The organism is bacterium, from assembly GCA_030646995.1.
Classification (GTDB): Bacteria; Patescibacteriota; Minisyncoccia; order UBA6257; family WO2-44-18; genus JAUSKF01.
This window is the reverse complement of record JAUSKF010000001.1, coordinates 50,782-70,795: the sequence shown is the minus strand read 5'-3', so window position 1 is coordinate 70,795 and position 20,014 is coordinate 50,782. Positions and strand designations below refer to the sequence as shown.

The following is a 20,014-nucleotide window of genomic DNA, read 5'->3' as shown; positions in this document are numbered from 1 at the left end:
CTAAACCTAGCGATGTTCGCCGGGCATGGTCTTCAAACACCAATCACGGCATTAAGCTCCTCGTCAGAGCACCGTGATTGGTCATACTCCGAAAGGTGTGTGGGTCTCGCAAGAGATCGCTGATGGGGAGCTTTATGTTTTACCCGTCGGCACATTAAAAACAAAATAAAAATGAAAGTAACATATAAGATCGCCTTATTAGTTGGCGCGGCTCTGCTGGGCTTTGTTCTAATAGGAACAAGTCCCTCTCTTAGCTCGGCACAGGCGAATTTTGGAGGGATTTTACTTTTCAGTTCGCCATTTGTGGCTTTGGCTATGGTCGTATTAAAAATGAGAGCCTGGTTTTTAAAAACCGAATTGTGGTTTAGTTTAAAATCCAAAATAGGTTATCTAGCAAAGATTTTCCCAAAGCACGTAGAGATTCCAGGAGTAAAAATTCAGCAGACGATCCCGAAAGAAAGTATTTTGAGACGCCATCTAAGTGGAGTTGCGGCGCTAGTTGTTTTGGGTATTTTTGTTTTGTTAGTTGGGGTCGTAGTGGTGGCGTTAAATCCAGCCGCTCAATTACAAAATGCACGAGCTTCGGTTATTTCTCCAGCCAAAACCGAAAAAGTGCCCGCCGAAGGATCCGATCAATTTAAGAATCGGCAGTATGATCTTCTGACATTTTATGCGGATGGGTCGAGCAGGCAGTATAAGGCTGGGCCTCATTATACCGACATCACGGTTTCGATGAATGGAAAGGTTGTACCGCTGGGAGACACTCGCGACCCACGATATACCGATTTAAATTATATTAACTACAATCCAGACGATGGATTAATTATCTCGCCCAAGGTTTTGCCTAAAAACACCGAAATTACTTTTCGGGGCGTATCTGAAACGGCTCCAATTAACCAAATAGTCCCAACTACTTTTCCAACAGAGCAAGACTATTCTAATGCAAAAGAAAAAATCTTAGATTCGCCATATTTTCTAGATTATTTAATGAGCGACGATAGGAATAGCAGTATCTCGGATAATATACTTGTTCTTACTACCAACTTTTTGCAAGTTGTAAAACAAAAAGAATGGGTTTTGGCATTGAAGGCTTACTGCATAATCTCAACAAAAACAGGCGTTATTCCATTCCCATCAAAAACAGAAGCTGTCAAAGTTGACGACACAATTCTCTTACAATGCAAAGGCGGTAAAATTATTGTTAATACCTTGGCTCTCTAGAAATTAAATTAACCACGATTAATGAAAAAAGTGAGGAAAGATTTAGGATTTACGCTTGTTGAAATATTGGTTGTCATTGGAATCATTGGCTTACTCTCAGCCGTTACTATAGTGGCACTGAATCCGGTGGCTCAGTTAAAAGACAATCAGCAACTCACCGATCAGCCAGCTCCACAAAACGACAATCGCGAAGAATCGCTCCCGATTGTGAAAAGGCCCCCCGCAGATACAAACGGAACATTTTTAGTAACTCGCGTCATTGATGGCGACACAATTGAAATCGAAGGCGGCCAGCGAGTCCGGTATATCGGTATCGACACCCCGGAAACGGTTGATCCACGAAAGCCCGTCCAATGCTTTGGCAAAGAAGCCAGCGTTAGGAATAAAGAGCTCGTTGAAGGCAAAAGAATACGCCTAGAAAAAGATATTACCGACACCGATAGATATGGCCGTCTTCTTCGCTATGTTTATGTGGGCGACGATTTCATCAATCTTAAATTGGTAAGTGGTGGCTTTGCTTCTTCTTATACATACCCGCCAGACGTTAAACACCAAAGTCAGTTTATCGAAGCACAGCGCGTCGCGAGAGATAATAATCTTGGTTTATGGGGTTCCTGCCCAATTCAAACTACGCCTCCAGCGTCACAACCAACCACTCCAACCCCGGTAGCGCCAAGCGGATCCTCGTGCACTATTAAGGGCAATATTAGTTCGACCGGAGAGAAAATTTTCCATGTAGAGGGTTGCGGATCGTACTCCAAAACTCAAATTGACGAAGCTCGTGGTGAACAATGGTTCTGCAGTGAAGCAGATGCCGTGAGTGCTGGCTGGCGGAAAGCTAAGAACTGTTAATAGTCTAAAAACTCTGCCACCCGCGCGGCGGCCCGAGGTCTATCCAAGTTATGTTTGGCTCTGCATGAGTTTCTGTTGTGGTTTTTAGAACGAGCAAAGAAAAAGCGTCGGCAAGATCATCGAATCTTTCCACCCCAAAACCAGTCAGCTGTTGAATTAAATCCTCGGCTCCTTTTTCGGGAAAAACAATCTGACCGTTTTGAATCATGGCGGTCGTCAAAGCCAGCCGAGAGCGTTTGTCTTGGCCGTGCAGTTTAACTCCTTCTGCGTGGTATCCCTCGCGGTTAAGTTGTTCGATCAACGAGCGCTGGTAGCTAACCTCTTCTATATACATATGCGATTGCGCTCCCTCTCCAAGAACCTTGGACAAAAGTTTTATCCGGTCGACCGTCTGCGGAAATGTCAGCCGCTCATTGATGGGATTGGGAAGGATGTAGATTTTAAGATCCTCGCCATAGCCATAAATATTTGCCGAAACCATTGCTGTGCGGTCAGCGGTTTCTTTTAGCGATATAGCCAGATCAACTCCTGTTGCGGTATAGCGCAAATGATCTTTATCGGGCAGCTCTTTATAATGCTGAATCCATTCGGGATGAACGACTCGTTCTGAATCGCTGACGATCCGTAACAAGTATTCCCGATTCCAAGCCGACTCGTTTCCTGTTTTGCGTTTTTCATTTTCCACTGCTTCCAGCGTCGGGTATTTTCCAGGCCAAAGGATTTTATTGCCCTCACCGATTATCGGGTACGCCCGGAAAACTCCATCGATTTTCCCTTCCTCAATACTCGACTTCAGCCGCATCATTACTGAATCCTCGTGAAGAAGATTTCCCACGATAATCAACTTGGTATTTTGATCACCGGCTGGGATTACGTCGCCCAACAGCCAGTCGTAAGTCTTGTCGCGCGCTTCTTTAGTTCTCGTTGATTGTAAGTCCTCGATATCGTCGGCAATTATCAGATCTGGCCGATAGTTCATGTGGCGCAGTCCTCTTATACTTTGCTCGGAGGATGCCGCGGTAATCCTTGCCCCATATTTAGTGATCACCAAAGAGTATCCACCCCACTCATCTTGCTCCTCATGAAAGGGGCCTAAATCTCGCAAAAGTAAGGGGTTGCTCTCTAGCTCCCGTTTCAAGTTCATCAGATGCTGACGAGCTTGGCGCTGAGTTTGGCTGGTCATTATTACGAACTTCTTTCCCTGCTTTCCGAGAATTGCCCAAATAGCATATGAGAGGGTACAGATTGTTGATTTCGCCGAGCCACGGAAGGCCGTGATCACCACCGTTCTATCTGAGGATTCAGTAAGCTGGAATATTTCCTTTTGGAAATCTGCGGTCGGATAGGTGACATAATGAGGAAAATAAAAGTGCATAAACCAGTAATGGCTATCCCGAACTAGTTCTAGCCGGAAATTCGGATCGTTAATCATTCTCTGGATGATTTCCTCGGGTTTATTAGGTAGTTGGTTCTCCATTGTTTTGATTTAGCTCTTCGTTTTCCTGCGGCATTGCCAAGCGTAATGCCTTTTCGACCATCTGTTTTTCTTCTTCGGTGAGCTCTTTACGTAAATGAGTAATCTGGCCGCTAATTTCCAAGCGGTTGGTGTATTGGGAGTGATGGTGCTTAAGCCAAAAGATAATCGCAGTTAGGTTCCGGTCTCTAATGGCGGACATGAGCTGGGTCTCGGCCATATCATTAACGAGAAAGCTGCCCTCTAAGATGGCTTCGTCCGCCATCTTAGAGAATTCTGGATCTTCCTTGCGCCAGCGATAGTACGTTGCCCGACCCACGCCAGCCTTCTCGCAAGCGATCTGAACAATCGGAGTTTTCTTCAGCTGCTCTAGAAGCAGCGCCTTAGTTGCCCGTTTCATAATTTTTTGGCTTTAAGGCCAGTTAATTTCTCCCAGCGATGTTTTATCACTTCGGCGTAGACTGGCGATTTTTCCATCAAGAAACAACGGCGCTTCATTTTCTCAGCCGTGATCAAGGTTGATCCACTACCTCCAAACGGCTCAACTACCAGATCTCCGCGCTTGGTTAAAACTTTCATGTACGGAATCAGGATCTCTACTGGCTTTGTTCCGAAAATTATTCCCTGTCCGGAACTTTTTGCGTCCGCCGATTTGTACTCAATAAAATCCGTCGGGCAGATTTTCTTTCCTTTCTCGTAGCCTTCCCAATGCGGCTTGCCGGCAGTGGCATAAAGCGCCGTCTGATATTCGTTATCCAATAGTTCGCCTTCGGAGTTCAAGCGAATTTCGGATTTGCCCGAGGATCCAACCATCGCAATGTCGTGCTTATTGAAGAACCTATACTTCGCCGCAAAACCTTGCATCCGGTTTGGTAAATGCCAGACAATCATATTGCGAACTTTCCAATATTTCTCCATCTCGCCCCAAATAAGTCGGATATTTTTCCAATTTTCGTATACAATGATATGGAAATCCTCTTTGGCTGCTTTGGCGATATTCGCCATCCATTTTTCTGTGAAGTCCTCCGGAATTGAATCGGTTTCTAAATATTTACGGTCACGCTTGTACCCGAATCCTTCAGTCGCTTTGCCGTTTTTCTTCTTACCTTTGAGGTAGTCCAGGCGATACGGTGGGTCTGTCAGGCAGAGCGACGCCTTATCGCCGCCCATGAGCTTCGAGAAGTCGGAGGCAGTGGTTGAGTCGCCGCACATAAGGCGGTGTGTGCCCAACTGCCAGACATCTCCTTTCTTAATCAGAATCTTAGTGATATCGAGTTTCTTTAACTCCTTTTGGAGATCAAATATTTCCGGATTATCGTCTATGCCGAAGATATCGTCCAAGTCTTCGCTGGAGAAGCCAACGTCTTTCAGAAATACCTCCTCGAAGTCGGCCAATAGATCCCAGTCGAACTCGCCGGTGTTCAAATTTAACCGGATGCAAAGTTCTTTTTCCTTTTCGATGTCGGGGACATTGATGTAGACGACCGGCACTTCTTTGAAGCCCATTTCTTTAACGACCTCGAGTCGGAAGTGGCCGCCGATTACAATTCCTTTTCGGCTGGGCGCAGAATTAACCAGTAATGGGTCCACTAGTCCAAATTTCTTAATGCTTTCTTTTAGCTGACCTGCCTGTTCTTGGGAATGCTTGCGCGGATTGTACGACGCCGGCCGCAAATCACTCACCGGAACGTATTGAATGTTTAATTTTTGTTTTATTGGTTTATCCATGTTTTTATTATTTTTTATTTTAAGTTTTCATTCGATCTTCTTGTAAATTCGGTCGTCGACCTCGACCAGAGACGACAAAATAAAACCGTAGTCTCATAACTACAGCTTGGGGGCGGGGAATTATTTCGTATAAGGCGCTAGGAAGAATCCCTTAGTGTCCGGTACGGACCTTATAGCGTTTCAATATTTTCGGTACATATTCATAGCTTACAGGCGTGCCTTTATACAATCGGTTTATTTCTTCGGTGATTTCTCTATCCTTCATACCCTTGGCGCGCATTTCAACTATTCTAGAGTCCCGTTCTAAATTTTTTAACTTTCTCAATTTCCCGCCGCGATAGTTCGGCAGTCTTTTTTGGAATTCTTGTATCGTCGGCCAGATATCCAATAATTCCTTCTGTGTTGCGTTAGCATCAATTGTGATTTTAATTTCCGCCTCAGGTCCATCTCCGATAAGAAAAATTCCTGGGACGCAGCTTTGCGACCAATGTTTCTCACCGGAAATGATGTGGCTGAGTAGCACAAAATCCCAATGGTTCGATATCTTAAATTCCGCTCTGAGATTTTTTATTTCTCGATCTATACGAAATTGCGGCACTACCCACTCAAGCTCTCTGACAGTGAAAAGATATTTCTGGCGAGAAATTTTTCCGGCTTCGTAGTCCTGGCGTAATTTGCGAACCCTACTGATAAGCAAGGGATCCGATGCCTTACTTAGGGACTCCTTGCTGAATTTTTTTATAAACTCTGCCCGATCATCTTTTTTAATAAATCCAGGGTCGGGTATGCCGAAGCGGCGGCGTATGATTATGACCGCCTTTTGGAATTCCGGATTGCTATATAGCAAGTCAGCAAATTTTTCACTTTGTGTTTTTTTACGCATAAATTTACTAAATAACACCTACAGTATAAACTTAAATTAACGTCCCAAGAAGCTGGAGGAGTGAGACGCGAGTCGTTCTCCTAAGCTGTGTCCCATTGGTCTAAGCTGATACCGCCCCGCCAGTTAGGAGATATCGAGGTGACTAAGTGGCATGAGGTGGGCACTATTATACGTTACAATGTACTAATGAAAGAAGCTCCTATTTTATATATTAATATACCCTGGATGGAGCGTTACCAAGGTGCTTCGGATGATGACATGCCGTATGGAAAATTTAAGTACACGAGAGATGAGCCTCTCAACGATCATACTCAGTTTAATTTTAAACCTTATGGCACAAAATATTTCGGTCACGCGCCAGGCGGCAAGAACCCCGACCTGAGTAGGCTTGGCGCCGGTTTAGACGCTATGTATTTGGACGGGGTGACCGTTATATGGTTTGCTACTCATCGATATTTGGGCGGGAGAGTCATCGTCGGATGGTCTAATGGGGCTCGCGTATGGGCCAAGCGGCAGAAACCTGAAGGATCCCCGGCAAAGAACCGGACGACAAATAGCGGCGATGTTTGTGAATTTACCGTCGAGTCTCTAGTGGCTTCCTCGAAGTTGCTGGCGCCCGGCGAGCGCCCGGCGTTACCGATTAGTGGTAACACTCGACAAGGAAAACCCGGCCAAAGCCCCTTTTGGTACGGCAACGAATTAACCAACGAGCGTGTTCTAAAGGTTATTAAGGCCGGGGAATTCTCAAGCCGCCAGGCGAAGTCGCGCAAAGGAGCCTTTAGTGCGGGGCGTGGCGGTTGGATTCAGGACACCAAAGAGAGAATGGAAATTGAAAAGCGGGCAATGGAGTGCGTTATGGAGGCCTATAGGCATAGAGGCTATTTAGTTGAGGACGTGAGTCTAAAAAAGATTGGCTATGATGTTCGAGCTACATCGGTGAGTGGCCGCCAGCTTCATATCGAGGTCAAAGGTTCGAAGGGCGACCGCATCAATATTGAACTTACTCCGAACGAATATGCATACTCAAAGAAGAATCGAGATAAGTTTATTTTATGCGTCGTCCTGAAGGCACTCACAGCTCGTCCGAGGACTCTAATTTTAATACCAGCGCCTAGAGGATTGAGTTGGTATGACCAATCTGGTAATACAGTCCAGGCGGTTGAGAGGGTTGGCGTTGTGATTAGCGAACGGTAACCTCCTACAGTGTCCCATTTGTCTCATTTCCCGAATAAAGACCCCCGACCGAGACACCTCAAACGGCCTACTGGAATGAACCCCAAGAAAGCCCTATAATGCTCACATCGGGTCGGTTCTAGACCGACACCGCCCGCACTTCGGCAAGCTCAGTGTAAGCAGAAAAGTTTGTTACGTGTACCAGACTTATATAACTAAAATGGGATGGTATACTAACTTTATGAAAAAAACACTATTGATAGTCGCAGGCGTAGTATTGGTTGTGGCGGTTTACGTAATGTCTACCTACAACGGTTTGGTGGCGAAAGGGGAGGCGGTAGATAACCAGTGGGCGCAAGTTGAAACACAATATCAGCGGAGACTTGATTTGATTCCTAACCTCGTTGAGTCGGTGAAAGGGGTGATGAAGCAGGAGCAGACTATTTTTACTGCATTGGCTGATGCCAGAACTCGTTATGCCGGCGCCGCTACTATCAACGACAAAGCCGCCGCCGCTACCGGAGTGGAGAGCGCTTTCGGCAGACTGCTCGCTATTATGGAAAATTATCCTCAACTCCAATCTTCGGCTAATGTGCAGACTTTGATGGTTCAACTTGAAGGAACAGAAAATAGGGTCAGCGTTGAAAGGAAAAGGTTTAACGATGGCGTGCGCGTTTTGAATGTTTCCATTAAAACTTTTCCCAGCAGTTTAGTGGCGGGCATTTTCGGATTTTCTCAAAGGAATTATTTTGAGGCTGCAGCCGGCGCCGAGAACGCTCCAGCGGTAAAGCTTTAGTTCTTAGTAATCGCGAATAATGCGAATTTAATTTAATAATGCGAATAGGATTTATTCTAGCCCTCGCATTTTTGCCCTCTTTTGTTTTGGCATATTCCAATCCCGGCAAACCGGCGGGTTTCGTTAGCGACTTTGCGGGAGTTTTGACTGGCGAGCAGCGGCTTCAAATTGAGAACCGGCTTGTAGAATTTAAAAAGAGTACCGGCGTTGAGATTGCTGTCGTTACTATTGAAAGCCTGGAGGGTGATACGGTTGAAAATTACGCCTCCGAGCTTTTCCGGGAATGGGGAATCGGCGAGAAGGGGAAAGACAATGGCGTTTTATTTTTAGTGGCAGTTGAGGACCATGAAATGCGGATTGAAGTCGGTTATGGATTAGAAGGCCTACTTACTGACGCCCAATCTTACTGGATTCAGCAGAATGTGGCTGTTCCGGCTTTTCGAAATGATGATTTTTATTCCGGAATATCCGGAGTAACAGAGAAAATTATTGCGGCGGTAAATCAAGAAGAAATTATACCGAGTGAAAATCCGGCTGATAATGCAGCTTCGCCTTTTGACGGCCAGTTTTTCGGCTGGTTGATTCTCGTAGTTCCGCTCTGGTTGGCGCGGATACTAGGGCGGTCAAAGTCTTGGTGGCTCGGCGGAGTTCTTGGCGGGGTGGGCGGCCTAATCGTTGGGTCGTTTTATGGATTTTTATATACAGGCGTTCTTTCGATGGCTCTTCTAGTTCCTATCGGTCTTCTGTTTGATTTCTTTGTTTCGCGTGGATACCAAAAAGGAAAACTCTCCGGCCATTATCCTTGGTGGATTGGTGGAGGTGGCGGTTCTGGTGGGGGCGGAGGTTTTGGCGGCTTTGGTGGTGGCGGTTCGGGTGGAGGAGGATCTAGTAGTAGGTGGTAGGGCTCCGGGAATAGCCCCTCGGAAACGGCGTAAATTTTTTCCAGCGAAAAATTTCGCCTCTCCCTTGGCGATTTTTCGTTTGTATTAACAAACGAACCAATCAAAATCGCCTCCGGCATGTTCCTCGAAACTACTCCCTGCGCTTTAGAAAAAATACCTGCCTGCCGGTAGGGTTCCTTACGAAGAAATGTCGATTCGCTTTGTTATGTGTACCAGACATATAGAAATTAAGTAGAATGGTATATATTAAATTAATGTTCAGGTTTTTCAGGCAAAAATCTACTTTCTTCTGCTTCTCGCCTTTTGTGATGGTGGCCACTTTTGCTATTGAGATTATTCTTGCGCTTTATATTTTTGCGAGATACAGAATGACGAAATTCGGCAGGACGGCCGCTTTGCTTTTAGCGCTTCTGGCCACATTTCAGCTGGCGGAATATCTGATTTGCGTCGGCAGTCCGCATGCTCTGATGTGGTCACGTGTAGGGTTTGTGGCGATCACCTTATTGCCGCTAGTCGGTCTTTATCTGGTATCACAATTAAGCCACAAGACTCATTTCCTGAAATTGGGATACGTGGCTGCGATTTTGTATGCCGCTTATTTTCTGTTTGTGCCCAAGGCAATCACGGGCGCTTTTTGTGGTGGTAATTACGTAATCTTTAATTCATCGCAGGCCCTATATGGCTTTTACGGCTTTTATTATTTTGGTTTTCTAATTCTGGGAATTTGGGAAGCTCTAGAAAAAATATCCGCCATTCACAAACCCACCATAACTAGGAAGATACTTTTTTGGTTTATAGCCGGCTATCTTTCTTTCATTTTGCCGATGGGGGTAATTTTCGTGATTTCTCCTGATGCGCGAAACGCCCTTGCCTCCATTATGTGTGGCTTTGCGATTATTTTTGCGTTGATATTGGCATTTAAAATTGTACCGAAGCATCTTTCGTCAAAATAGAATAAAAAAACCGCCCCGAAATACGGGGCAGTTAGACTTTTTTCAAGAGAAAGGCAGAAATACGAGCGGGAATTTTGGCGACCGCCGGATCATTGATAGGAAACAGGAGTTGGTCGCGATCCTCCAGAACCAAAACTTCCTTTTTTGTTCTACAGGAGAGAACGACGAATTGCTTGGAATCACGGATTTCCGTTTTGTAGATTTCGAATGGTCCGGGGCCAAAATCTTCAACAAGTTGTTTTCTTCGTTCCAAATCTAGTTCATCCGACCAATCAACTCGGTCGCCGACTTCAAATCTATCGTCGGACATAAGAGCCTCCTTTTTACGCGAAGAACTTTTCTGATTTTAGCACGCGATTACCTTCTGATAGAATAGGGTAATGGTGGATAACTTAGAATTATCAATATAAATATATGAAAAAAGACGAAGAATTATCACCTGAATTAAGGAGAGTAGCGCGGGAAAAGGGGACGGAGGCGCCGTTTACCGGAAAATACGCGGATGAGCATTCGGCTGGTATGTATAAATGCGCCATTTGTGGCAATGAGTTGTTTTCTTCCGATACGAAATTTGATTCCGGCACCGGCTGGCCGAGCTTCACCGAGCCGGCGAATTTAAAGAATATCGAGTTGCGGGAAGATGAGAGCGGCGGAATGTTGCGCACGGAAGTCGTCTGCAAGAATTGCGGCGCCCATTTGGGGCATGTTTTCGATGATGGCCCGAGCGAAAAAGGAGGGAAGCGTTATTGCATTAATTCGGTTTGTTTGGATTTGGAGAAGAAATAGTTCGGCAAGCTCACTATATAAAAAGCCCCGTGTTGCCCCCTATTCCCACATAAGCTTCAGCAGCGTTGTGAGGAAAAATTCTTTATTTCGAGGAGGAGAATAATGAGGCATAGACTCTATGCCTATTGTTCGACGACATAGAAATAAAGAATTTTAACCACAACCCTCTGGGATGCGGGATTTTATTATTTATTACTTCGTTTCTCGGACTGGAAGTAGAGTCTACATCTGCGTCCTCAAAGCCTCGTACTAAATAAAAAATCTCCGCATCGCTGCGGAGATCATGTGGGAATAGGGGGCTTAGCGAGGTTTTATAACTAGCTGCCCGTAGATTTCCAGCTTCTTTTTGCCGAATAACTCAAAGATAATTTTAGCCGCGCCTTCTTTGGGAATTTTCAGCCTTTTTGCTATCTCTGATACTGTCAGGAACTCATTTCTTTCCGGCCAACTCATCACGAGGCGAAGTATCTTCTGCCGGAGGTATTTCTTGTTCAATACTGGCCTCCTCTTTTCTTGTAATCCCTCGGAAACCAGACTAACTTAAGCATAATTCTTTCGAGGGGAAATAATCAAATTCGTGTCCCATACATAAGAAATTATGTGTGGGATTTGATGATTGATATTTTCAGGGCATTGCCATATAGTGATTGTGTTCATTTACAACTTAATTTCTTAAGGAGAAAGCTGATGGCGTCGAAGAAGACTGTTCCCGAGTTGAATACCGTAGAGCAGAAAATGCTGGATATGTTGAAAGCCGGCCCCTGCCACATCAAGAAAATGTCCTCTGCTTTGGACAAATCGGCGAATGGTATCGTCGAAATGGCTCAGAAACTTCACGACAAGGGAGTCTTTGTGGTGAAGCATGAGGACACTTTTTATCTTGGCAAAACGCCGATTGAGGCGTCTCCCGAGGATATGGTAATCAAGGATTTTGAAGTGAAAGTTGGTCTGATTTCTGACACGCTATTGGGTAGCAAATCCGAACAGCCGACGAATCTCTGCCATGCTTTTCAGATTGCAGAAAACGAAGGAGTGGATTTTATGATTCATGCCGGTGTTTCGGCTGGTAAGCCTACGCGCATGAACAGTGATGAATTTCATAAGACGACGGTGGATGATCAGGTGCAGTATATTGTTCAAAACTACCCTCGCTCGAAGAAGTTCAAGACCCGTTTCATTTCCGGACACCATGATATGTTGTGGCGGAAAGACAGCCGGAATATCTTGGCGGAAGTTTGCACGGAGCGCGATGATCTTGTTTATCGCGGTGATTCGCAGGCTGATTTCCCGTTGCGGCGTGGTCCTGAAAAGGGCGTGCGTTGGCCGGTTTTGAAGGTTGCTTACCATGGAGGCGATTCCTCGCCTTATTCCAAGTCTTATCCCGTTCAGGGATTTGCCGAAAACCTTGTTCAAGATGTAAAAGATATTTACTCCGAAGATTTGCCTGACATTGTGGCAGTCGCCGGACAGGGTATCTTCTGTGACCTCTCGGGTGGCATTATCCCGACGTTGATTTCTATTCCCGGTCTGCGCACGGCCCCGAAGTCATTGATGAGGAAGCAGCGTCGCTCGGTGGTGCCGACTATCGGACTGGTGATTCTCACCATCCGGTTCACCAAAGAAGGCGAGTTCTCCGTCCAAAAAGCGGTTTACCCGCTCCCGGCAATCAAAGATGATTATCGTGAAAAATTTTCTGACGATAAGTCCATTACGGAGGGTCTGACTGTTGATGGTAAGAAGATTTTGGCGCTGTTGGAGAAATCCCCAAAGACACTCGGTGAGCTGACGCAGGCAATGGATCGTAGCGATGCTTCGGTTAAGTCCTTGATCTCTAAATTGCAGAGCGTCGGATTCGATATCTGCGAGCCGGACAATCCGGAAAACCCGTCGAAGAACTATCAACTTCAGATCAACTCGCGAGTCCGTTTCAAGGCTTGCAAGATTGATTTCAAGGACTATTTTCATACCACTATCACGCGTGGTGGGGTTTCGGATACTCACATCGGGCACAACTCCGAACTTTTGGAGATTTGCCATGCCGCTTACGACTATTTTGAGGAGCAGAAAATTGATACCGTGTTTCATTGCGGTGACATCACCAACGGTCCTGATAAACATGAAGAGCACCATAATCGGGAAGTGCGTGAATATCGCGCCACTCCGCTGACGAACGACGCCATCTCTTTGTACCCCTATCGTAAGGGCATTGTGACGTTGATGATTAGCGGTGATCACGACCGATGGTTCCAGGATCGCAACGGTTATGACCTTTTGGACCCGCTTGCGAAGATTCGCGCGGACATCAAATATCTTGGTGTTCAGCAGGGCGAGGAGTGCAACGGCCGGATCATCACCTGGCTTCGGCACTTCAATTGGGGAACCGGTTACGCTAAATCCTATAAGCCGCAACAGGTTGCCGAGGGCATGCTGAAAGAGATCGAGAAGACGGCCTCCAGAAAGAAGGCCTCGCAGTATCGCGGTAAAATTTTCTCCCTGCTTTCCGGTGGCGGTCACGTGTACTGCTCTATGCTTTACAAGGGAATCATTTTTATTATGATGCCTTGTTTGCAGGGAAAGACTAACTTCATCACCGGTCTAGGAAAGCTTTCTGATGTCGGATTCATCGTTTACTCGATTACTCACAGCGAGTGCGGTTTGCTGACGCGCTTTACGATTGAGTATTTCGATCGTGGCACCGAAGCTCTGGCCTTGATTAGCAAGGACGTCGAACTGCGAAAGAGGAATTTGGAAGCGTCTTTGGCCAAACGTAAGAAATAAATGTTATTCGGGGACGCGTCCCACACATAAATTATGTGTGGGATTTTTTATTCTTGCAATTCCCGTATATTTTAGGCTAATCTTTAGGCAGAACGTTGAAATCAAACATCATCGAGGTGCGCCATGAGCGAGCGGAAGAGAGTTCGCCTTGATGACTCAAAAATGGGTCCCGAGGCAGAAAAAATTCTGAAGCATTTGACGGGAAATGTCGTTGGGCAGGAGCACGCGCTTCAGCAGGTTGCTGACGCTTTGGAAATTGCCTTTTCGGATTTTCGGGAGCCTCGCCGGCCGATGGGAACCTTTTTTCTTTTGGGACCTTCGGGTACCGGAAAAACGGAAACCGCCGAACAGCTGGCTAAATACTTTTTTAACAATCCCGACGCGCTGTTGAAGGTTGAGTGCGAATCGATGGCGCAAGAACATCAAACCGCGGCTTTAATCGGTTCTCCTCCGGGGTACGTAGGCTTTCAAGATCCCGAAGATCCTACCGGCGAGCATCCGTTGCTGACTAACTGGAACATCTATAAGCATCATTTCGAGATGTTGCAGGAAAAATACGACGGCATGCTTTCTGAAAGGTCTGTATTCAGCAATAGAATCAGTGAGATTAAAAAGAAGCGTTTGTACCTGATGTCGCGACATCGGGATTTGCAGAATTCTTCAAATGAGCTCACGGAACAGGTTTATGAATTGGGAGAACAGCTTGGTGACATTTTTGTTGCTATAAAGCAGATTCAAGAAGACAAGACTGCAGCAGCTGAAATGTTTATTGGTTTGAATCAGGTATACCGCGAGTGGAAAAAGCTAGGTGATCAGAATTTGGCTGAAGCCGCCGAAGCCAACAGAATTCTCCAAGAACTAATCGTGATGCAGGGTGAACTGAAAGAATTGGAAGCCAAGCTGGAAAAAACTGACAAGGAATACTATGAGAACGGATTGGATTGGGATGGCAGCGGAGACGTTCCGAAAAATTTAATAGGAATTGTGCTCTTCGATGAGTTGGAAAAAGCTCATCGCAACATGCACCATCTTCTTTATCAGATTATTGATAAGGGGAAGCTGAAGCAGAGTAATGGTGTTTTGGTTAATTTTGAGAACTGCATCATTATCGCCACTGGAAACGTAGCCAGCGCAGAGATTGCCGATGTCATCAATAACAAAGCCTTGGGATTTAAGATGAATAATCCCAAAACCAAGAACGAGCTCGGCGAAGATATTTACGAGCTTGCCCTTGAAAAGGCGAATGAAGATTTACCGATTCCGTTGTTGGGCCGATTCGACAGTATCGAAGTTTTCCGGCCGTTGGACACGACCGATATGGGCAAGATTTTTGAATTGCAGCTCAATTTGCTGAAATCGGATATTGCCGAAAAGGGAATTAAGATTACTATCGAGATTGATCCCGCCGTGAAGGACTATTTGGTTCAGCGGGCGATGAAGCGGATGGAATGGGGGGCTCGGTTGTTGAAGCAGCGGGTGCGGAAATACGTCCGCCTGAAGGTAGTCAGGCTGTTGATTACTAAGCAGCTGAAGTCGGGAGACACCGTGTCGGTTGTTCTGGAAGACAGCAAAAAAATGGTTTTCGACAGTTTGGAAACCGCAGCCTAATCCCTTAGAGATCAACCTCTAAGGGATTTTTTATTTGTGTGTCTTAGCTGTATATATCATTAAAATTTAACAATATGTCTTGCAAGTTTTAATGATAGGCGTTATATATAAATATATGTCGATTTTAATCATTGAAGACGAAAAGAAGTTGGTGAGTATATTGAAAAGAGCGCTAAAAAGTGAACGCTATTCCGTTGAGGTGGCTTATGACGGCAAAGAAGGTTTGGATAAGGCAATGAAAAATAATTATTCTTTGATTCTTTTGGACATCATGCTTCCGAAGAAAGACGGCCTTGCTGTCTGCAAGGAGTTGAGAGAGCATCAGATTCATACACCCATTATTATGCTCACCGCGATGGGTAGCACAGAAGAACGGGTCGCCGGCCTTGATGTTGGCGCTGATGACTATCTAATAAAGCCCTTTGGCCTCAATGAACTATTCGCTCGCATTCGTGCTGTGTTGCGTCGTAGAAAAACAACTGATCCGGATATAACAAAGATTGCTGATTTAGAAATGGACAAGAAGAAGCACGAAGTTACCCGTGCCGGTAAAGTTATTTCGCTTACGCCGAAAGAGTATAAGCTTTTGGACGTACTACTTTCTAATCATGGAGAAGCAGTAAATAGACGAAAGCTTATTGATAATGCCTGGGGACCTGAATTTGAGGAGACAAATAATGAGTTGAGTGTTCATATAAGATACCTACGTAGGAAGATTGATGGAAATAGAAAGAAACCTTTAATACAAACAATACGCGGCACGGGCTTTGTTCTAAAAGAGTAGCTCGGTACGTCTTGAAAATATAATGAAAAAAAAACAACTCGCCATAACCGCTAAGGAAAAGGAAGATGTTCGGCGTAAGCTGGCGGTGACCGCCAAGCAGCTTGCGGTAACTGCCAAGGAAAAGGAAAGTGTCAGACAAAAGCTGGCTGTGACAGCAGAAACACTCCGACTCAAAGCCAAACAGCTTGCCCTAATCGCTAAAGAGAAGGAAAGTATCAGAGACAAATTGGCCGTAACCGCCAAACAGCTTGCCGCGATTGCTCGAGAAAAGGAAAGTATCAGGAGTAAACTTGCTGCGACGGCCGCAGAAAAGGAAAGTATCAGGCGTAAGCTGGCGGTGACCGCCAAGCAGCTTGCGGTAACTGCCAAGGAAAAGGAAAGTGTCAGACAAAAGCTGGCTGTGACAGCAGAAACACTCCGGCTTAAAGCCAAGCAACAAAATAAAATAAAAACTAAGTTAAAAGAGTCGGAAATCAGATACCGGCGACTTTTTGAGACCGCCCACGATGGAGTGCTTATCCTTAATTCTCAAACCGGTCAAATAACAGACGTAAACCCTTTTTTAGAGAAATTACTCGGCTATTCTAAAAGTGAATTCTTAAATAAAAAATTATGGGAAGTTGGGGCGTTTAAAAATACAAAAGCATCTCGGACGGCTTTTAAAGTTTTACAAAAAGAAGGTCATTTGCGTTATGAGGATTTACCACTAGAAACAAAATCCGGACAGTCTATTGAGGTTGAGTTTGTGAGCAATTCTTACATGGCCGGTGAGACGCGCGTTATTCAATGTAACGTACGGGACATAACTGAACGCAAGAAACTGGAACTGGTGAAAGAGACAGCCAGACTCCTCGAAGAAGAAAGATTGAAAGTAGCATCAATTGCGGATGCCACCCATGAACTCCGTACCCCTTTGGCAATAATCCAAGGCAATGTGGATTTGGCTATGCTAGATAAGTCAAAAAACCCAAAGTCATTGAGGAGCGCTTTTTTGGCTATAAACTATGAAATAAAGCATCTCTCCGGTATTCTTTCGGATCTCACCCTGATAACTTCCAGAAAGGGGGAGTTAGAAAATAGAATTGTATATGACAAAGTAAATCTTAGGTCTCTTATCGCGGTCATCATAGGAAGATGTAAGGCGATTACTTATAAAAAAAATATCTCCATAATTGCCAGGAAGATACCGAGCCTTATTATTTTAGGGGATAAGGTGTATCTGGAAAAAATGCTCACCAATCTTATAAAAAATTCTATCCTCTATGGCAACAAGAACGGTCATACAGAAATTCTCGCTGAGCAGTCCAAGGGATTCGTTACAATAAGCGTGGCTGATGATGGAATCGGCATATCCAAAGAAGACCTACCTCATGTGTTTGAACGATTTTATAGAGCAGATAAGTCTCATAATTCTGACGGAAACAGCATCGGGCTAGGATTATCAATTGTAAAATGGGTCGCCGAGGCCCATGGCGGTAGTGTCAGTGTAAAAAATAAAAGTAAGGGCTGTATTTTCAGCGTCTCTTTGCCAATAAAGAGGGCACGATAGGATGGTTAAGTTTAGATTAAAGTTATCCACAGTTGGTATATTAAAATTTAACTTGCTTTTAATATAGCCCGGGTGTACCTTATAAGAAGGTCGATACTAGAGAGTAGGTAGTAATAAACAAGTAATAATAAATAAATAATAAATACATGAAAAAGTTTAATAAGAATTCAATAGTAACTTTGGCTGTCTTCTCCTTGGCACTCGGTCTAGCTGGGGTAACCACTCTGTTTGCAGCTGTCCCGGCGACTTCAGTTGACCTTTTGTCGGCGGGTAATTTCGTGATTCTATCAAAAACCGGAATTACTGATGTTCCTACGTCTGCGATTACTGGCAATATCGGAACAAGTCCGATTACGGGCGCGGCTATTACCGGATTAGATTGTGTAGAAGTGACTGGGATGATATACACAGTTGACGCTACTGGCCCTGCATGCAGAACAACAGATGCAACACTGCTGACTCAGGCCGTAAGCGACATGGAAGCCGTATACCTTGATGTTGCTGGGCGACCAGCAGGAGTTGGTTCTTTCTTGAATGTAGGGGCCGGAACTGTCACCGGTCAAACCCTTCTCCCTGGTACTTACACATGGGATTCCGCTGTGACGATACCGACAGATCTTATGCTCGACGCCCAAGGCGACGCGAATGCGGTCTGGATCTTCCAGATAGCGGGAACTCTTGATATGGCCGCTGGCAAGCGGATGCTCTTAAGCGGTGGCGCCCAGACCAAGAATATTTTTTGGCAGGTTGCCGGTGCTGTGACCCTTGGAGCGGGTTCGCACTTTGAGGGAAATCTTCTGGCTAAAACAAACGTTGCTATGATAACCGGCGCAACGTTAAACGGAAGAGCATTGGCGCAAACGGCTGTTACGTTACAGTCCAACGCCATTTCACTTCCGAGTAAGTAACTCTAGCGGAAATGTCCGAGGCGAATGCCGAGGAAGAATTCACTTAGGTTATGTAAAAAACTGCGGCCTAGGCCGCAGTTTTTTATTAGTGCCCCCGGTAGGAATCGGCTACAAGTCGCCCCGCTTTCGTCCAACCGCGAAAATAGTTTTTGAGCAGCATATCTCGGAGGCAGTTCAAGCGGGTTTTTGGTTATAATATCTCTTTAACCAAAATTGAACTGCCGAGAGAAAAGAGCCTTTTTGGCGCTGGCCAAAAAGAGCTCTGGTGATGCGAGAGAACTGTTTGAGCAATATGCCCCCGGTAGGAACAGGGGTTTCGCTTTGCTCAACCTCGAACACCTTCGCCGCACCCCGACCCCCTCCGCCAGTTGGCGGATCGGACACCTTCTGGTTTCCGAATCCTTCCAACACGGGGTGCGGCTGTTCGATTCCTACGGAAAGCATGAATTTAAAACCAGGACTTAAGTCCTGGTTTTAAATTGTGCCCCCGGTAGGAATCGAACCCACATCTAACGGGTAGAAACCGTGCGCTCTGACCATTGAGCTACGGGGGCAATTTGAAAATTACTTCGATATTTATCGGGGCGCTGGGAATTGAACCCAGGCTACAGACTCCCAAAGTCTGAGTACTACCGTTATACTACGCCCCGTTTTCAAAACACGTGCACTACTCGCTTCGTTCAAGCTTCGGCGAATCGGGCCGGTACCTGCCTGCCGGTTCACCCGCCCATGGAGGGCAGGCAGGTACTACTCCCCGATATTAAAAATTACGTCTAACTCGCCCATCGAAGAAACGAATTTTTTATTCAATTCATTGATGGCTTGAGCTTCATCGTTAATTTTGTTGATTAAGTCATTAACCTGGCCATCTAAATAGACAACCCAGGGCTTTTCAAACTTTACTTTCAAGGTTTCAAAAAGTTGCGCTAAATAACTATTGTAGTAGATAAGCCTGCTTACCAAAGCAACCTCTGAAGCCACTGCTTCGGTGGCAATTTCTTTGGCCCTCAATGGTCTAATCCTTTGCATCTGCTCCGCCATTGTAGTTAATTGCTCGGAGAGCCGAATTGCTTCCACTTGATTGTCTTGGTTTTGAATAATCGCTGCAGAGATGGCAATCAAAGCTTCGGTGTGGTCACTGGCCCGGTCATATTTCGCGACTGTGTCCAGCAGGGCAAGATTGGCGCGGGAAATTTCCACAATTTTTTGCGCCACGTTGGATCCTTTGATGCGAGCCTCCGAAAATTCTCCAGGCAGAAACTTAGCCGGAAAAACCACATAACGCAAAACTAAGACCAGTGCCGTGGCCATGATTACAGTCACAATATGCTTGGTTTTAATCTTATCCATAAGACAGACCCGCCTCCTATGAGGGGCAAGCTACTATAACTTTATCTATTTCTTTACTTTAATCAAGACGCTGGTATGATATTGTAGAAAACAGGATTTGACGACTGCGGGTATCGTATAATGGCATTACCTTAGCTTTCCAAGCTAAAGACAGGGGTTCGATTCCCCTTACCCGCTCAGCCCCCCCCTGCCCGCTCAGAGATAGTCCAACATTTGACTTTTAAAGTCAAGTGTAGTACAATCTATAAACTTAGAGCCGCAAGGCTTTT

The 20,014-nt window shown here is 45.5% G+C and carries 19 protein-coding genes and 3 tRNA genes; 13 read left to right on the top strand and 9 right to left on the bottom strand.

What is annotated here, in order from left to right; translation table 11 throughout:
• Nucleotides 1–171 precede the first annotated feature (171 nt).
• Both Q7S83_00420 and Q7S83_00415 read left to right on the top strand, forming a co-directional pair.
• Nucleotides 172–1,221 (top strand): hypothetical protein, encoded by a 1,050-nt coding sequence (locus Q7S83_00420; protein ID MDO8466589.1) that lies wholly within the window; start codon nt 172–174, stop codon nt 1,219–1,221.
• 21 nt (nt 1,222–1,242) lie between these two features.
• Nucleotides 1,243–2,073, top strand: a complete 831-nt coding sequence (locus tag Q7S83_00415; GenBank protein MDO8466588.1) for a thermonuclease family protein — start codon at nt 1,243–1,245, stop codon at nt 2,071–2,073.
• Between the two features lie 4 nt (nt 2,074–2,077).
• Here the strand turns inward: Q7S83_00415 and terL are convergent, their stop codons facing one another.
• The 4 genes from terL to Q7S83_00395 form a co-directional block, all read right to left on the bottom strand.
• On the bottom strand, nt 2,078–3,550 hold the full coding sequence (gene terL, locus Q7S83_00410) for a phage terminase large subunit (GenBank protein MDO8466587.1): 1,473 nt from the start codon (nt 3,548–3,550) through the stop codon (nt 2,078–2,080).
• Nucleotides 3,531–3,947: a phBC6A51 family helix-turn-helix protein gene (locus Q7S83_00405; protein ID MDO8466586.1), complete on the bottom strand. Its 417-nt coding sequence runs from the start codon at nt 3,945–3,947 to the stop codon at nt 3,531–3,533. The genes terL and Q7S83_00405 overlap by 20 nt, the downstream gene beginning before the upstream one ends.
• The gene (locus tag Q7S83_00400) at nt 3,944–5,275 is read right to left on the bottom strand and encodes a DNA modification methylase (protein MDO8466585.1); all 1,332 of its coding nucleotides are present in this window, start codon (nt 5,273–5,275) and stop codon (nt 3,944–3,946) included. Before Q7S83_00400 ends, Q7S83_00405 begins: the two co-directional genes overlap by 4 nt.
• Nucleotides 5,276–5,426: 151 nt before the next feature.
• Complete coding sequence (locus Q7S83_00395) at nt 5,427–6,158, bottom strand: hypothetical protein (GenBank protein MDO8466584.1); 732 nt, start codon at nt 6,156–6,158, stop codon at nt 5,427–5,429.
• Between the two features lie 186 nt (nt 6,159–6,344).
• On the opposite strand from Q7S83_00395, the gene Q7S83_00390 reads away from it, so the two are divergent.
• From Q7S83_00390 to Q7S83_00375, 4 genes are all read left to right on the top strand, one after another.
• Nucleotides 6,345–7,352, top strand: a complete 1,008-nt coding sequence (locus Q7S83_00390) for a DUF3883 domain-containing protein (GenBank protein MDO8466583.1) — start codon at nt 6,345–6,347, stop codon at nt 7,350–7,352.
• A gap of 220 nt (nt 7,353–7,572) precedes the next feature.
• Nucleotides 7,573–8,127, top strand: a complete 555-nt coding sequence (locus Q7S83_00385; GenBank protein MDO8466582.1) for a LemA family protein — start codon at nt 7,573–7,575, stop codon at nt 8,125–8,127.
• A gap of 38 nt (nt 8,128–8,165) precedes the next feature.
• Complete coding sequence (locus tag Q7S83_00380; protein ID MDO8466581.1) at nt 8,166–9,029, top strand: TPM domain-containing protein; 864 nt, start codon at nt 8,166–8,168, stop codon at nt 9,027–9,029.
• 254 nt (nt 9,030–9,283) lie between these two features.
• Nucleotides 9,284–9,982: a hypothetical protein gene (locus tag Q7S83_00375; protein MDO8466580.1), complete on the top strand. Its 699-nt coding sequence runs from the start codon at nt 9,284–9,286 to the stop codon at nt 9,980–9,982.
• Nucleotides 9,983–10,013: 31 nt separating this feature from the next.
• Here the strand turns inward: Q7S83_00375 and Q7S83_00370 are convergent, their stop codons facing one another.
• Nucleotides 10,014–10,292 carry a hypothetical protein gene (locus Q7S83_00370; GenBank protein MDO8466579.1) on the bottom strand — a complete coding sequence of 93 codons (279 nt, stop codon included), beginning with the start codon at nt 10,290–10,292 and terminating at the stop codon, nt 10,014–10,016.
• 104 nt (nt 10,293–10,396) lie between these two features.
• Between Q7S83_00370 and msrB the strand changes: the two genes are divergently transcribed.
• Nucleotides 10,397–10,768 carry a peptide-methionine (R)-S-oxide reductase MsrB gene (gene msrB / locus Q7S83_00365; GenBank protein MDO8466578.1) on the top strand — a complete coding sequence of 124 codons (372 nt, stop codon included), beginning with the start codon at nt 10,397–10,399 and terminating at the stop codon, nt 10,766–10,768.
• Between the two features lie 300 nt (nt 10,769–11,068).
• Here the strand turns inward: msrB and Q7S83_00360 are convergent, their stop codons facing one another.
• Nucleotides 11,069–11,263, bottom strand: a complete 195-nt coding sequence (locus tag Q7S83_00360) for a hypothetical protein (protein MDO8466577.1) — start codon at nt 11,261–11,263, stop codon at nt 11,069–11,071.
• 192 nt (nt 11,264–11,455) lie between these two features.
• Between Q7S83_00360 and Q7S83_00355 the strand changes: the two genes are divergently transcribed.
• The 5 genes from Q7S83_00355 (at nt 11,456) to Q7S83_00335 (ending at nt 18,395) form a co-directional block, all read left to right on the top strand.
• Complete coding sequence (locus tag Q7S83_00355; GenBank protein ID MDO8466576.1) at nt 11,456–13,546, top strand: hypothetical protein; 2,091 nt, start codon at nt 11,456–11,458, stop codon at nt 13,544–13,546.
• Nucleotides 13,547–13,669: 123 nt separating this feature from the next.
• Nucleotides 13,670–15,154, top strand: a complete 1,485-nt coding sequence (locus tag Q7S83_00350) for an AAA family ATPase (GenBank protein MDO8466575.1) — start codon at nt 13,670–13,672, stop codon at nt 15,152–15,154.
• A gap of 115 nt (nt 15,155–15,269) precedes the next feature.
• The gene (locus Q7S83_00345) at nt 15,270–15,938 is read left to right on the top strand and encodes a response regulator transcription factor (GenBank protein MDO8466574.1); all 669 of its coding nucleotides are present in this window, start codon (nt 15,270–15,272) and stop codon (nt 15,936–15,938) included.
• A 22-nt stretch (nt 15,939–15,960) separates the two neighbouring features.
• On the top strand, nt 15,961–17,487 hold the full coding sequence (locus tag Q7S83_00340) for an ATP-binding protein (protein ID MDO8466573.1): 1,527 nt from the start codon (nt 15,961–15,963) through the stop codon (nt 17,485–17,487).
• Nucleotides 17,488–17,666: 179 nt separating this feature from the next.
• On the top strand, nt 17,667–18,395 hold the full coding sequence (locus tag Q7S83_00335) for an ice-binding family protein (protein MDO8466572.1): 729 nt from the start codon (nt 17,667–17,669) through the stop codon (nt 18,393–18,395).
• Nucleotides 18,396–18,877: 482 nt separating this feature from the next.
• Here the strand turns inward: Q7S83_00335 and Q7S83_00330 are convergent.
• The 3 genes from Q7S83_00330 to Q7S83_00320 form a co-directional block, all read right to left on the bottom strand.
• Nucleotides 18,878–18,949 (bottom strand) — tRNA-Arg (locus Q7S83_00330).
• 25 nt (nt 18,950–18,974) lie between these two features.
• A tRNA-Pro gene (locus Q7S83_00325) sits at nt 18,975–19,045 on the bottom strand.
• Nucleotides 19,046–19,142: 97 nt separating this feature from the next.
• The gene (locus Q7S83_00320) at nt 19,143–19,745 is read right to left on the bottom strand and encodes a hypothetical protein (GenBank protein MDO8466571.1); all 603 of its coding nucleotides are present in this window, start codon (nt 19,743–19,745) and stop codon (nt 19,143–19,145) included.
• Nucleotides 19,746–19,851: 106 nt separating this feature from the next.
• Here Q7S83_00320 and Q7S83_00315 point away from each other — a divergent pair.
• A tRNA-Gly gene (locus tag Q7S83_00315) sits at nt 19,852–19,922 on the top strand.
• Nucleotides 19,923–20,014 lie beyond the last annotated feature (92 nt).